We start from the raw sequence: 13704 nt of genomic DNA, 5'->3' as shown, positions 1-13704 counted from the left end.
TGACTGGATTCGGCAACGCCTTTGCCGCGTTGTAGACGGTCACCGCCCAATCCAGGAACCTTGGTCTTTGCAAAATTACGATTTCTACACGGTGTAATTTGCAACGTTTGCATCGCGCAAACCGTTCCTTTGCCTCCGAACTTGACGGGCAGATGCTCCGCGAACACCTATGGTCGGGAGAGCTTGCGAATGCCTTTCATATCCGGGCGACTCTCGCGAGACGCATAGTCGATCGCAAGGTGTGACGCGAATGTCGGCGTAGCGGCGTTTCGACGAACCGCGAATTGCATGTGGAGTTTTCGCGTAGGGACGAGGTTCACTGCGCGCGCATCGGGTAAGGGGGGCGCTCAAACCGGGATATTCGGATCAGGCACGTCCAGCGTCTTGCGGCGACGGTGAATAGGCGCGGACTGCGTCCGCTAGCCCGTTTCTCAAGATACTTTGGTATGCGAAAGGAACGCCTCATTACCGCGAGCGATATCTTCGAGTCGCGGACGAGGCGGCAAAAGGAGTGCAGCGCTCATGGCGCCTTCGCCGCGAGGCGCAGCAATCAGGTCAACCCGGCGGAGGCGTATCCGCAGCGTCTCTGCAGCCGCACATGCGCCCCGTTAGCGAGCGCTTATCCCACAGGCGGTTCTCCTTCCTCGGCCTTCCTCGAAGGCTTGTCTCCGGAAGACTGTTTGTGCCCGTCGTCGCGGCGCTCGGGCATGCGGCTGCGTGCATCGTCGCTATGCTGCGCCGGTTGCGGATGCTCGACATCCGGCTGCTTATCACTTTTCTGGCTCACGGCGTACCTCCTTGAACAGTTTTCATCACCGTAGCGAGCAATTGGCGTACCGCGATCTGCGGCGTCGGCGCAAATTCGCACCTGACTCCGTCGGCGTCTCGATCACCACCGATCGCTAAACCATCAGTTTTGAGGAGACGGGTTGCCATCGGGAGAACGCGGGACCAGGCACATTGAGAGGGGATTGAGGCCCCGACAATCGCTTCACGAGCAGCGAGTCAACGGCGTGCTCCAAGGCGGCCAGATCGAGAGGTTTGGAAAGAAAAGCATCCCATAGTGCCGACTTCTCCCGTGGCGGAACACGGCCGGATGTCATAACTACCGGAATCTGAGCAAGAGCGGGATAGCTTTTCAGATGTTCGCACAAGCCAATGCCATCCATGCCTGGCATATTCCAGTCAGTCACGATCAGATCGGGAAGGCGTTGCGCGGCCGTGTGAAGGGCGGCCTCACCGCCTTGAGCGAGAAGCACGCGGTGACCATGCCCTACGAGAATAATCTGGAGTAGGGAAAGCGAATGCACGTCGTCGTCAACAAGAAGGATCGTAGACATATCGCGAATCAGGAGATATTCCCCTTTTTCGCAACCGGCATGCCTATCCGCTTCGTTTGGGTCGCGGCACTGGGGACAAGGAAACGCTCACGACGCCCCTCCGGACGCCGGAAGACGTCAGGCGTTCGGAGGGTAAATCGGTCGTTAATGCCAGAACAGCGCGATAAGAATGATGATTGGAATAGGTACACCGAGCATGTAAAGAAGAATTGAGCGCATAACCGCCTCCTTGGGTAGTCGAAATTGAGTTTGCAATCAGCGTTGGCGCACGCGGCCGCCATGAGTCGCCATCAGACTGGCGGAGAACGCGCCTAGCAGAAGCGAGACGAAGAGCCAGAGGGATGCGCCGATGGAGACTTTGCGCGCCTTGTCGGCGGCATTTTTCGTTGCGGCATCAAGCGCAGTCAATTTTTGCAAAAGGCGCGTGTATGTTGTTACCACGCGTGCTTGTGCTGCTGCTGGCGTGAGGCCAGTCCGTTGGGAGACAAGCTGGCTTAGATACGCGGTGTCTTCTGGCGACAATTGATCGCCTGTCGCGGCGCTGTTCAGGAAGATACGCGCGGTTTCCGCGCGCGGTATGTCGCTGCGTATATCGCTGCCACCGGAGGCGGAACCGGGGGGCACCCCAAGCGACCCGGCGGGCATACGGAAGAGAGAATCTACAAAGTAGCCCAGCGGCCACGTGTTCGTCGCGGCCTCCGCATTCCCGCGCTGCATCGTCTGCGTCGTGACGGGACTGCCTGCCGCAGTAGTCTGGGCGGCGACACGTGCAACGCCTGAGAGAGTCGATGTCAGTACGGCCGCTGTGAGGAGCGTCGCCACGGCCCAGCTCAGGAAACCATGGGCGGTGTCGCGAAAGTGGACTTCGTCGTTGTCGATCAGGAGCCAGCGGCTGCGTAGCCGTCCCGCCAGATAGCCCCCTAGTCCAGACGTGAGAATTGAGGTCACACATATCCACACAACAGCGGCGAATCCGAATGCTTTCGCATTCGACGGTCCCGATGACCACGGAGAAATTGCCGTCAGACCGAGGCCGGTACCCAACGTCAACAGGATGAGTGAGAATGCGGCCGCAGCGACGCCGCCGGCGAACACGGCCCCCCATGAAACCGCGGTGTCGTACTGCCGGACTAATAACGCGGAATCCTTTGTGACTAGCGCCGAATCCGCTAGATCTCTTGTATCGTTCATTGAGAACCTCCGTGACCTTATCGATATCGTCGTTGGCGATATGCCGACCAGCAGGCCACTCCTGCAAGTCGGGCGAGAAAGCTTTTCGGTCAGCGCAATTTTTGTGCCGGTGGATCCGCCGCATCATTCGCCGGACGACCGTGGTGATATCGGGCCGCAAGCTGTGGCGCCTGGCGAGCATGCGGTGCGCGGCCGGTGCGCGTCGAAATCGCTTTCAGGCGGCTGGGCAAACCGCTCTTTGCAGGCCGCCATGAAGGAGGGTGCAGCCGCCTTGAGAAACGTGCCCAGCAGGCTCTGGCGCGGCTGTCGGTCAGTAGGTCCGTTCGGCGATCACTCGGGCCACCGTTTGCAGAGACCGCGTGAGCGTGACGAGGTCGACGGAACCGATTGCCAACCGGATTGCATGAGGTACATGAGCCGACGTGGAGAACGGCAGGGCTGTCGATACGGACACTCGCTCACGCAACAGCGCCATCGCAACTTCGTCCGCGCGAACATCCTGCGCCAGTGGAAGCCACACGAAATAGGAGTTGGGATGGCTGACCCGCTCCACCTGTCCGAGAATATCGGCGACAAGGTCCTGGCGCGTCGCCGCGTCCCGTCGCTTCTCCACTTCGAGTCGAGCCACCGTGCCGTCCTCCATCCAGCCGCAGCCAATGGCCGTCATGATCGCCGGGGTGTTCCACGTTGTCGCCCGGATAGCCCGTTCGATCTTTGGGACCCATTCGGCCGGTGCACAGACGAAACCGACGCGCAGGCCGGTTGCGACACTCTTCGACAGGCTCGACACGTAGACCGTGGTATCAGGCGCAAGCGATGCCAACGGCGGCGGTGCATCTTCAGCCAGGAATGCGTAGGCCCCATCCTCAATGATTAGCAGTCCATGGCGCTGGGCGACAGCGACGAGCTCCCTGCGTCGCGTCGCGCTCATCACCCAGCCAAGTGGGTTGTGCAGCGTCGGCATGACGTAGATGGCGCGGACCCGTCGTTGCTTGCACAGAGCCGCAAGTGCATCCAGATCGGGGCCGCGCCCAGCGGCTGGGATCGATGCGAGTTCCAGTCGATTAGTCTCTGCAGCGAGCTTGAATCCGGGGTAAGTCAGCGCATCCACCGCCACAACGTCGCCCGGCTCGAGGAGAGCCAGGGCGGCCGTCGTCAACCCGTGCTGTGCGCCGCTCACGAGCAATGTCGTTTCGACCGTAGCCGGCAGCCCCCGGGTTGCCAGATGGCGCGCCGCCGTCGCGCGCTCGTGCTCGCGCCCACCGTGGGGCTGGTATCGAAGTAGAGACTCGAGGTCGCCCGTTACGGCGAGTTGGCGCAGCGCCCCTCTAAGCAGATCGGTCTGGCCGGGCGACGACGGATAGTTGAAGTTCAGGTCTACGGTGTCCGCGTTCCACGCACTCAGGTCGATGCCTTGGGCTCGAGGGAGCGCCTCCTTGACGAATGTGCCACGGCCGGTTTCGCCGCTCACCAGACCCATCTCCTGCAACTCCGCATACACCCGCGTGGCCGTGACCAGCGCGAGGCCTTCTCGAGCAGCAAGGTCGCGATGCGTTGGCAGACGCGTTCCGGGGCGCAGACGGCCCGCACGGATCTCCGCCGCAAGGCGGTCGACGAGTTGCTTGTAGCGCGGCTGAACCATGTCCAAGTGTATCCATGACAATTATTTTATTGTATCTAATCGCGGCTCTAACATGGCTCACCACAACTTCTCCACGCGGACGAGGACGTCATGCACATCGCTATTCTGACCTTTGAGGGCTTTAATGAACTCGACTCGCTGATCGCGCTAAATATCCTCAACCGGGTCAAGAAGCCCGGCTGGCAGGTTGCGATCGCCAGCCCGACCGCGAAAGTGCGATCGATGAACGGCGTGGTGCTGGAGGCGCAAGCGACGCTAAAGGACGCCTGCGAGGCCGACGCGGTCCTGGTCGGCAGCGGAATACAGACACGCGCGGTTGCCGCGGATGCCGCGCTGATGTCGCAGTTGCGGTTCGACCCGGCGCGTCAACTTCTGGGCGCGCAATGCTCGGGCACGCTGATACTCGCGAAGTTGGGCCTGCTGAATGGCGTTCCGGCCTGCACCGACCTGACCACCAAACCGTGGGTCGAAGAAGCGGGCGTGGCGGTGCTCGACCGGCCGTTTGCGGCGAAGCGCAACGTCGCGACCGCCGGCGGCTGTTTGGCGGCGCAGTATCTGGCGGCGTGGTTCATTGCGCGTCTGGAAGGGATAGAGGCTGCACGCAACGCCATTCAGCACGTTGCCCCAGTGGGAGAGAAGGAGGCCTACATAACACGCGCCATAGCGAACATTTCGCCATTCCTCTAAGGCGTGCGGGTACCTGCGATGCCGACGGCTGGCACCGCTTTACACATTCAGGAGGATGTCCTCATGTACCGTCTGTTGAACAAATATCTCATGTTCACGCTTCTGCTTGGCGGCGCGTTCTCTGTGCACGCGGCGCACGCTGCGCCGCCGCAGGACCTGAAGGGGACCAACGTCGTCCTGGTGCACGGTGCTTTGGCCGATGGATCGGGCTGGGATAGGGTGACCACGATCGCATGATCGATCCGCGTGCAGAGGACGCAATGGCAAAGAAGATCGGCGCGACGACGATTCATGTCGACTCGAGTCACGTCGCAATGCTCAGTCATCCGAAGGCTGTTGCGGACGCGATCATCGCGGCGGCAAGCAAAGCGGTTGTGACCGAATAAGGTACACGAGACGGACGAAGTCAATCCGCCGTCCGGCTGTCGCGCCGGGGCCGATCCACGTTACTCGCGGGGCCGAGCCTTTCTCTCAGTCGTGGAACGGCAAAATCGATAAAAGCCCTAAGCTTGAGCGGAATCTGCCGTTGCGCCATGTACATGAGGTTGATAGGAGTCGGCAACGGTTCGAAGGCTTCCAGAAGCATCACGAGACTGCCTGATTTCACGGCGCCATCGGTCTGATACGACATGACCCGTGCAATGCCGGCCGCTTCCTCTGCGGCAACAACGGCAGCCTCCACCGAGCTGACCACAAGGCGCGACGGCACTTCGATCTTTAGTGTCCGACCTTTTGACTGAAATTCCCAGTTGCTGCCCATCGCATATTCCTCGTATGTCACGCAGTCGTGCGATACAAGGTCTTCGGGTTTCTGCGGTATCCCATGCGCGTTCAGATAGGCGGGGCTTGCGCACAGCACTTGCCGATGCAGCCCGACACGCGTTGTGATCAGACTGCTGCTCGGTTGCTCCCCAAGCCGCAGTACCAGATCGACGCGCTCATCCAGCAAATTGACGAGCCGGTCTGTCAATTGCACGCGCATACGAATTTGCGGAAACGCAGCTAGAAATTCGACGATCACCGGCAGCACGTGGATCCGCCCTAGTACCGGCGGCACGCTGATTACCAGTTCTCCCTGCGGTGCATGGTACTCGCCAGAAGTTGTACGTTCGATCTCCGCGAGTTCTTCCAGAACACGCCTGCAGGACGCCACATAACCACGTCCGGCTTCCGTCAACGTCAGCTTGCGCGTGCCGCGCACGACCAATCGCACATTCAGATGGGCCTCCAGCTCGGACACGCGTCGGCTTACTGTTGCCAGAGGAATGCGAAGCTTTCGACTTGCGGCGGACAGGCTTCCCGTGTCTATCGCCGCTAGCAGGATGCCCATCGCCTCTAAACGATCCATGGCCTTCCACCTGTGAAAGGGAAGTTCTCAATTCTACCGGCTACTCAGGTGACCCAGGAAGGACTAGATTCATAGTTATCCGGGCGCCTCATGTACTCAATGCGCCGATGTGAGGCGCTCGGCCACATTTTTTCCAGACCCGATACCAGCCTTGCCCATCAGGAGCCCTCGATGACGTTCGAGACGCTTGAAGTGAACCGCGACGGAGCGGTTCTGTTCGTGAAGATGTTTGCGCCGCCCATGAATCTGCTCGGTCCCGAGCTTGTGCGCGACCTGGTTACGCTGATTCAGGACGCGGAGGCCGACAACGGTACGAACGTACTCGTTTTCAGCAGTGCCGACCCCGACTTTTTCATCTCGCATGTGGATGTGACGAAGGTCAAGGAGTATCGCGACGAAGCCGCAAAGCTGACCGGCGAGCCATCGATTGCGCTGCTGTTCCGGCATTTGAGTGCCAGCCGACTTGTCTCGATCGCACAGATCGAAGGGCGTGTGCGTGGCGCGGGCAGCGAATTTGTGCTGGCGTGCGATATGCGCTTTGCCGCGCGGGAATCGGCGCTGTTTAGTCAGATGGAAGCGGCGTTCGGACTAGTCCCTGGCGGCGGCGCGACCCAGTTCATCACGCGCTTGATGGGCCGCGGTCGTGCGCTTGAAGTGATGCTGGGCGCGTTGGATTATGACGCTGATATAGCAGAACGGTATGGGTGGATCAATCGGGCGTTGCCGGCCGAGTCGCTTGGCGACTTTGTGGCATCGCTCGCGCGACGCATCTCGCGGTTTCCGGCAGCCGGACACGCGATGGTTAAGGAGCGCGTCAATGCCATCGCGTTGGCCCCCGTCGACGAGTTTCGTCGCGATTCGAATCTGTTCGGTGAAAACGTGCGGTCTCAGCCTGCACAACGCCGTATGGAAGCAGCCATGGCACGCGGGTTCCAGACGCGCGACGCGGAACTGAACCTGAGCCAACTGCTTGGCGATCTCGACGATTAGTTATCGGGCGCATTCATCCAGCGGAAGCAGCACGCGGGTTTCCCCCGGGGAAGTTGACGCCGATATCACGGCATCGCACTTTCCGCCGAAGCGCGGTACCGATCTGGCGCTCAAGGCATGTTGGTATACAGAGGTCGGTCGATTAGCAGATTGTGTGTCTTTCTATTCATTAAGACTACGAAAGTAATAGTGGAGTTTCTGTGTCAGAAATCATCAATGCCCATGCGTCGTCGCGTCGTCGTTTTCTCGGTGTGGCAACGGCGTCGCTCGCTGCAGCGTCACTGAGCCGCTACGCTTTTGCGGAGCCGAATCAATCCGTTACTGAAGTTGCCACTGTGGGAGGCGGCGACAATGCTTCGATTCGTCCGCTCCGCGTGCATGTGCCGGAATCTCAACTCGCCGATCTGCGCAGACGTATCAAGTCGACACGTTGGCCGGAACGCGAGACGGTCACGGATTCATCGCAAGGCGTGCAGCTTGCGACGATGCAAAAGCTTGCGCAATATTGGTCGACAGATTACAACTGGCGCGAGGTCGAAGCGAGATTGAACGCGTGGCCGCAATTCGTGACCGAGATCGACGGGCTGGATATTCATTTCATCCACGTTCGTTCGAAACATCAGAATGCGTTGCCCGTCCTGATTACGCACGGATGGCCTGGTTCGATCATCGAGCAGCTGAAGGTCATCGATCCGCTGACTAATCCAACGGCCCATGGTGGAAATGCATCGGACGCTTTCGATGTGGTGATTCCTTCGCTGCCGGGACACGGCTTCTCGGGCAAGCCAACCGGAACAGGCTGGGATCCGGCGCGAATCGCTCGCGCGTGGACAGTGCTGATGAAGCGCCTTGGCTATACGCGTTACGTCGCGCAAGGAGGCGACTGGGGCAATGCGGTGACGGAACAGATGGCGCTGATCGCACCGCCGGAACTGCTGGGCATTCATACCAACATGCCAGCTACCGTGCCGGATGATATTGCCACTAAACTGAAGTATGCAAGTCCGCCACCGGCCGGTCTTTCGCCGGACGAGAGGCACGCGTTCGATCAGCTCGACTACTTCTACAAGCATGGTCTCGGCTATGCGCAGGAGATGGCGAACCGTCCGCAGACACTGTACGGGATCGAAGATTCCCCGATCGGTCTCGCTGCATGGATGCTCGACCATGATGCGGCGAGTCAGGCGTTGATTGCCCGCGTTTTTAACGGACAAAGCGAGGGTTTGACGCGAGATGACGTGCTCGACAACGTTACGCTCTACTGGGTGACGAATACGGCCGTTTCGTCGGCACGTTTGTATTGGGAGAACAAGCTGAACTTCTTCGCGCCGAAGCACGTTGCGATTCCCGTTGCCGTGAGCGTATTTCCGGACGAAATCTACGCGGCGCCGCAGAGCTGGACGGAGAAAGCGTATCCGAAGCTGATTCACTACAACCGGTTGCCGAAAGGCGGCCACTTTGCGGCGTGGGAGCAGCCGCAGGCGTTTGCGGAAGAAGTCCGCGTGAGTTTCCGGACGCTGCGCTGCCCTCGAAGTTGCGAGAGCTGCCTGCAAAGCGCATGGCTCGACATAGGAGCAGAGAGATGACCGATAACATTGGCATGACAGCCCAGAAGCTCTATCTGGAAGACCTCTCCGAAGGCCTTGTGTATGAAAGTGCCGAGGCGAGGCTTGAGCCTGCACAGATCCAGGCGTTCGCCCGCGAATTCGACCCGCAACCCTTTCACCTTGATGACGTCGCCGCACGCGATACTCTGTTCGGAGGACTAGCCGCAAGCGGCTGGCATACGGCCGCCGTCACCATGAGGCTGCTGGTGCAAAGCCTGCCGTTGGCCGGAGGCATCATTGGGGCCGGCGGCGATATCGCCTGGCCGCGGCCCACGCGGCCGGGCGACATACTGCGAGTGACCAGCACCATCCTGACTGTCGAACGGTCCAGGTCGAAGCCCGGCCGTGGCATCGTGACCGTGCAAAGCGAAACACGGAACCAGCACGGCGACGTGTGTCAGCGACTTATTGCACGCCTCGTCGTCTTCGCGCGAACTCACGAAGCAGATGTGGCCAAAGGCGGCCAGAGCCTCAGCGAGACGGACAAAAAGGCACGGTAACGAAAGCACAGTTGGCGCGCGGCGGCGGTTAGACCAGACTGATCTGGACGTCGATGTTGCCCCGCGTGGCTTTGGAATAAGGGCAAGTCCGATGCGCGGCATCCACGAGCGCCTGGGCGACTTCGCGGTCCAGCCCCGGCACGCTGACATTCAGACGTGCCTGCAGGAAATAGGCACCGTCCGTTACGCCGAGATCGACTTCGGCGTCGACCGCCAGATTCGCTGGGAGCCGGACTTTCATTGCGCTGGCCGCAAGCCCGATTGCGCCGATAAAGCACGCGGACCATCCGGCAGCGAACAACTGCTCCGGATTGGTGCCTTTGCCCGCGCCACCGGGCGGCGAGAGCTTAATGTCCAGACGGTCGTCGGAACTGCGTGACGCTCCGTCCCGTCCGCCCGTTGTATGAGTTTTAGCCGTGTACAGTAGTTGGTCGATTTGAGTCATGATGTAATCCGAATGTGTTCCATTTCACAAGGTCCATTCGCGATGAACCATGTGGTCTTTAATCAACAGGATTGCTTATGTTAATGAACGAGGAATGCAACCCTCCATCGGGTTGAGACGGTCAGCTACCTTGGTACACCTTGCGAAGATAGCTGAGCTGGCCGTCGTGCTCGGCTTGCAGCAGCTCGTTGCGAACTTCTGCGCGTGTCTTTTGCATCGCGCCGGCCTCGCTCGGGTTCCATTGTTGAATTTGAGCGGCGCCCGCCGGGTTTGCACTTGCTGCCGGTGCGTCGGATGCGTGTGCGAAACCAGTTGTTGCGAATGTGGCGAAGGCCAAAGCGATCATTGAGGTTTTCATATCGTGCTCCACGAACTAATCAGTTAAGAGGAAGGCGCTGGAATCTGGAATCAACCGCAACCGTTCAACCGGTCATCGGCGAAGTTGCTTATGTCTTGCATCCGGCGTTGATGTATTAAAACGTGCTGACGTATCTGGCTTGTGTCTGGAAACTGGCCCAATTGCAATGTTCTGTGTTCTTTCGGTGCCTGGATACATTGAGATACGAATCACGGGTTTTGCGCCAGCAATGCCTTGATCTTCGCCTCTGTCTGCTCATAGTCGCCTTCGCCGAAGTGCGTGTAGGCCAGCCGTCCATTCTTGTCGACCAGATAAAACGCCGGCCAATACTGATTGTCGTACGCTCGCCACGTTGCGTAGTCGTTGTCCTGCGCCACCGGGAACGTGATGCCGAAGCGTTTGATCGCCGACTCGACGTTGTCGGTGTTGCGCTCGAACGGATACTCGGGTGTGTGCACACCGACCACGACCAGACCCTGATCCTTGTACTTCTGGTTCCAGGTCTTCACGTAAGGGAGTACGTGAATGCAGTTAATGCACGTGTAGGTCCAGAAATCAACGAGTACGACCTTGCCGCGCAACTGCCGCAAGGTGAGGGGATCGCTATTGAGCCATTTATCAATGCCGGTAAATTCCGGCGCGGTAGTGGCCGCGCCGGCGTTGAACTGGCTCGTAGCGGGACGGGCCGCGGCACTGGCCGCGGGACCTCCACCGAGGGTGGCGGTGATGGCGGCGGCACCAGCGGCCACGCTTACGGCGAACAGCGCGATGCGAGGGGTGATTCTGAGTCGGAGGAGCATGTCAGCGTCCTTTGAGTAGTGAGCATGGCTGCATTGGAACGCCCGTTCGTATCTGGCTTGTGTCGGGGAGGGCGACTGGCTGCAATGTTTTGTGTCAGGAGAACATCCGGATACATTGCGATACAAAGCGTCGAGTGCGGTGCTATACAGCAGCCGGGCGCCACGGCGGAGGCCATGTGCAGACCGAACTGCTGCACGGGTCCTGCCATTGCGGAACCGTCAAATTCGAAGTTGGTACCGAGGCACACCCGGTCAATTTTTCGCTGGTGAACGCGAACCGGGTGCGTGTCAATCGTCGAAAGGACGGTCTCGTGTTATGCCGCGAACTGCGTGCTGGCAAGTTCCGCACGGTGCCGGTACTGATACTGACCGCCCGCAGCGAAGAAGCGGATCGTATTCTCGGACTGGAAATGGGCGCGGACGATTACCTGTCCAAGCCGTTTGCGGTGCGCGAACTGCTGGCACGTATCCGCTCCGTGTTGCGCCGCGCGCGGATGCTGCCACCCGGCATGCAGTTGACCGAAACCGCGCCGATGATCGGCTTCGGCGACTGGCGGCTCGATACCACCGCGCGCCATCTGCTCGACGCCGAGGGCACGATGGCCGCGCTGAGCGGCGCGGAGTATCGCCTGCTGCGGGTATTTCTCGATCATCCCCAACGGGTGCTGACGCGCGATCAATTGCTCAATCTGACCCAGGGCCGCCAGGCCGATCCATTCGACCGCTCGATCGATCTGCTGGTCAGCCGTTTGCGGCAACGCCTGCAGGACACTGCGCGCGAACCCCGTTACATCAAGACACTGCGCAGTGAAGGTTATGTGTTTTCGGCGGCCGTGACCATGATCGATGGCGGTCCGTGGGCCTGAATCACCTTTGAAGGTCGAGTTCGCACATGTCCAGTGTCACCATCGACGTCACGTTGCTTTTATCCCCGGCATGACGGCAACGGTCAGTGCTGCGAAGCAGCATTATTGTCAGGTCATTCGAATTGCCAGTTCGCATCTCCGGCACGCAGGATTGCTGCACGGCCAGATATCGCAGGGCCGACATGCGTCATGGAAGCTGAGGCCACCACCTTCTATCCGCGCGTTTGTTGAGGAAAATGCGTACGCTGCATCCGTTCTGCCTCAGCCCACGTATAGAACGTTTGCCGTCCCACCGAGGTGCTTATCGTGGCACTTGAGGAAAAAGGCGTCGCGACGGCTTCCTGAGGAGATAATCCATGAAACGGTTCGTTGGCATCCTGTTGGCCGCGGCAGCGCTGGTGGCGCTCACTGCTTGTGGCGGCGGCAATGACGTGAGTCCACCGGTGGTTCAGCACCCCGAGAATAAGGCGATCTGGTCGGCACTCGGCGGTGACTCGGCCGCCCCGGCAGCCGTGGCCGGCGTCGTGAACGCGGCAGTCACCGGTCTATTGGCAGATCCCGTCGAGGCACCGTATTTTGCGGCGGTAACAGGCAACACCAGCAAAAGCAGTGCGGCCCATGACACCCCCGCGCGGCTCGAAGCATGTCTTACTTTGCAGTTCGAATCGCTCCTTGGAGGGCCGTACACCTATCCCGGGCCGGTCAAGGTTACCGGTGATGTCGACGCCCAACCGGAAATGTGTCAGGACATGACGACCGCCCATAACGACGTCGGCGTGCCTGGCTGCGTGTTCGACCAGTTCATGGTGGACCTGGTCGCGACGTTCCAGAGCAAGCTACCCGCCGCGGACTTCGCCGCCTTGACCTCGACGACCAATGGAACCTACGCGCTCACCTCGACCAATTCCGCCGGCATCCCGGTTGGCACAAAGTTTCAATATAGTGCAGTGCCGACGCTGTTCAACCTGCGTGGCACCATCACGAGTGCTACGCCCGGCGGCCCGCTTTATCTGCCTCCTACGGTTGCGACATCATGCTCCAGCTAGCGGCGGCGCGAAGCACGCGCATTATGGCTGGCCTCATTGCAGCGACGTGCGTCAGTGTCGCTGCGATTGGCTGGCTGCATACGTCGCACGGGCGGCAGCTTCTGGCTAAACTCGGCGTCCCGTGCCCAGTCGATACGGTCGACTCGAACGTCGTCCTGTCCATGAGGAGCAACGCTATTTCCAGGCAAAGAGGCTCGATCGCGGCACCGGACCGTCCGGCACTCGGACTGCAACTCGATCGCAGTACCGAGTCGGAGGTGGCCGAACAGATGACCCGCGACAACGTGCACTGCGACGAGATTTCACGTGGTTTTCGCTATCTGCGCTGTCGCGGCGTACCGGCGCAACTGCTTCGCACAAACGGCCCGCCTGTGAGCGAAATATGGTTCAGCTTTAAACCGGACCGCACTCTCATGGCGATCAATCTTTACCGCCGGGACATGACTGAATCAGAGACCCGGCAGAGCTGGCGGATCGCTCTGCAAAGTCTGCGCCAAGCCCTTGGCGTTCCGACGGCAATGACCGGGGATACCACCTTGACTTCTCTCATGGAAAAACCCGTGGCGGTCGCAAGGGTGGAATATGCGTATTCAGATTACGTTGCGACGGTCACAGCATCTCACTTGCCATACGGAGGACTGGCAGTGCGAGAGCAGTATATGTCGGCAACGACTGCGCATTAAAGATGGATGCTTGAAGGGGGCGCCCGACATCACGTCGGGTCTTCCTTGAGCGTGCCTGCGTCGTGTCGTCCGGGAGCGCTGACAAGGTAGCGGCGACCGGGTTTTCAAGGTCGACCTCCGTTGACTCATTACTATAGTTTGCATATGAGCGTCGACTCCGAAGCGCTCATGTCTCGCGAGGGCGGCACAGCGCTGCAGCCA

The 13704-nt window shown here is 60.0% G+C and carries 16 protein-coding genes and 1 pseudogene; 9 read left to right on the top strand and 8 right to left on the bottom strand.

The genetic code is table 11. The annotated features are described in order from the left end of the window. Positions 1 to 619 precede the first annotated feature (619 nt). The 4 genes from AC57B6_RS33660 to AC57B6_RS33645 all read right to left on the bottom strand — a co-directional run bounded on the left by AC57B6_RS33660 (position 620) and on the right by AC57B6_RS33645 (position 4173). Complete coding sequence (locus AC57B6_RS33660) at positions 620 to 787, bottom strand: hypothetical protein (protein WP_198793829.1); 168 nt, start codon at positions 785 to 787, stop codon at positions 620 to 622. Positions 788 to 902: 115 nt separating this feature from the next. Next, on the bottom strand, positions 903 to 1340 hold the full coding sequence (locus tag AC57B6_RS33655) for a response regulator (RefSeq protein ID WP_081833191.1): 438 nt from the start codon (positions 1338 to 1340) through the stop codon (positions 903 to 905). Between the two features lie 255 nt (positions 1341 to 1595). Next, positions 1596 to 2435 (bottom strand): hypothetical protein, encoded by an 840-nt coding sequence (locus tag AC57B6_RS33650; protein WP_178369764.1) that lies wholly within the window; start codon positions 2433 to 2435, stop codon positions 1596 to 1598. A 406-nt stretch (positions 2436 to 2841) separates the two neighbouring features. Next, positions 2842 to 4173, bottom strand: coding sequence for an aminotransferase-like domain-containing protein (locus AC57B6_RS33645; RefSeq protein WP_496422954.1), 1332 nt, complete (start codon positions 4171 to 4173; stop codon positions 2842 to 2844). 90 nt (positions 4174 to 4263) lie between these two features. Between AC57B6_RS33645 and AC57B6_RS33640 the strand changes: the two genes are divergently transcribed. The 3 genes and pseudogenes from AC57B6_RS33640 to AC57B6_RS33630 all read left to right on the top strand — a co-directional run. Beyond that, the gene (locus AC57B6_RS33640; RefSeq protein ID WP_144194672.1) at positions 4264 to 4860 is read left to right on the top strand and encodes a DJ-1/PfpI family protein; all 597 of its coding nucleotides are present in this window, start codon (positions 4264 to 4266) and stop codon (positions 4858 to 4860) included. Positions 4861 to 4923: 63 nt separating this feature from the next. Then, positions 4924 to 5097, top strand: coding sequence for a hypothetical protein (locus tag AC57B6_RS33635; RefSeq protein ID WP_491564557.1), 174 nt, complete (start codon positions 4924 to 4926; stop codon positions 5095 to 5097). Beyond that, positions 5088 to 5246 (top strand): annotated as a pseudogene (locus AC57B6_RS33630) (alpha/beta hydrolase); the annotation flags it as partial. The gene AC57B6_RS33635 and the pseudogene AC57B6_RS33630, both read left to right, overlap by 10 nt. A 20-nt stretch (positions 5247 to 5266) precedes the next feature. On the opposite strand, the gene AC57B6_RS33625 reads toward AC57B6_RS33630, so the two are convergent. Continuing rightward, positions 5267 to 6208 carry a LysR family transcriptional regulator gene (locus AC57B6_RS33625; protein ID WP_281662936.1) on the bottom strand — a complete coding sequence of 314 codons (942 nt, stop codon included), beginning with the start codon at positions 6206 to 6208 and terminating at the stop codon, positions 5267 to 5269. 171 nt (positions 6209 to 6379) lie between these two features. On the opposite strand from AC57B6_RS33625, the gene AC57B6_RS33620 reads away from it, so the two are divergent. From AC57B6_RS33620 to AC57B6_RS33610, 3 genes are all read left to right on the top strand, one after another. Next, positions 6380 to 7198 carry an enoyl-CoA hydratase/isomerase family protein gene (locus tag AC57B6_RS33620; RefSeq protein ID WP_042276147.1) on the top strand — a complete coding sequence of 273 codons (819 nt, stop codon included), beginning with the start codon at positions 6380 to 6382 and terminating at the stop codon, positions 7196 to 7198. A 200-nt stretch (positions 7199 to 7398) separates the two neighbouring features. Beyond that, entirely contained in the window at positions 7399 to 8784 is a 1386-nt protein-coding gene (locus AC57B6_RS33615) for an epoxide hydrolase family protein (protein ID WP_496422953.1), read from the top strand. Beyond that, positions 8781 to 9305, top strand: a complete 525-nt coding sequence (locus AC57B6_RS33610; protein ID WP_063627888.1) for a MaoC family dehydratase — start codon at positions 8781 to 8783, stop codon at positions 9303 to 9305. Before AC57B6_RS33615 ends, AC57B6_RS33610 begins: the two co-directional genes overlap by 4 nt. Before the next feature lie 28 nt (positions 9306 to 9333). Here AC57B6_RS33610 and AC57B6_RS33605 read toward each other — a convergent pair whose 3' ends face one another. The 3 genes from AC57B6_RS33605 to AC57B6_RS33595 all read right to left on the bottom strand — a co-directional run bounded on the left by AC57B6_RS33605 (position 9334) and on the right by AC57B6_RS33595 (position 10908). Then, on the bottom strand, positions 9334 to 9750 hold the full coding sequence (locus tag AC57B6_RS33605) for an organic hydroperoxide resistance protein (RefSeq protein ID WP_496422952.1): 417 nt from the start codon (positions 9748 to 9750) through the stop codon (positions 9334 to 9336). 121 nt (positions 9751 to 9871) lie between these two features. Beyond that, a complete protein-coding gene (locus tag AC57B6_RS33600) occupies positions 9872 to 10108 on the bottom strand; it encodes a DUF4148 domain-containing protein (protein WP_028198725.1) in 237 nt (78 codons plus the stop codon). 209 nt (positions 10109 to 10317) lie between these two features. Further along, complete coding sequence (locus AC57B6_RS33595) at positions 10318 to 10908, bottom strand: thioredoxin family protein (protein WP_174459560.1); 591 nt, start codon at positions 10906 to 10908, stop codon at positions 10318 to 10320. Between the two features lie 176 nt (positions 10909 to 11084). On the opposite strand from AC57B6_RS33595, the gene AC57B6_RS33590 reads away from it, so the two are divergent. From AC57B6_RS33590 to AC57B6_RS33580, 3 genes are all read left to right on the top strand, one after another. Further along, positions 11085 to 11774, top strand: a complete 690-nt coding sequence (locus AC57B6_RS33590; protein WP_496422951.1) for a winged helix-turn-helix domain-containing protein — start codon at positions 11085 to 11087, stop codon at positions 11772 to 11774. Positions 11775 to 12130: 356 nt separating this feature from the next. Next, complete coding sequence (locus tag AC57B6_RS33585) at positions 12131 to 12820, top strand: hypothetical protein (protein WP_025496046.1); 690 nt, start codon at positions 12131 to 12133, stop codon at positions 12818 to 12820. Then, positions 12808 to 13503, top strand: coding sequence for a hypothetical protein (locus AC57B6_RS33580; RefSeq protein WP_052719705.1), 696 nt, complete (start codon positions 12808 to 12810; stop codon positions 13501 to 13503). The genes AC57B6_RS33585 and AC57B6_RS33580 overlap by 13 nt, the downstream gene beginning before the upstream one ends. The last annotated feature ends 201 nt before the right edge of the window (positions 13504 to 13704 follow it).

The organism is Paraburkholderia sp. BGA-UO-ETr-F12, from assembly GCF_059567945.1.
This window is presented reverse-complemented; position numbering and strand designations above follow the sequence as displayed.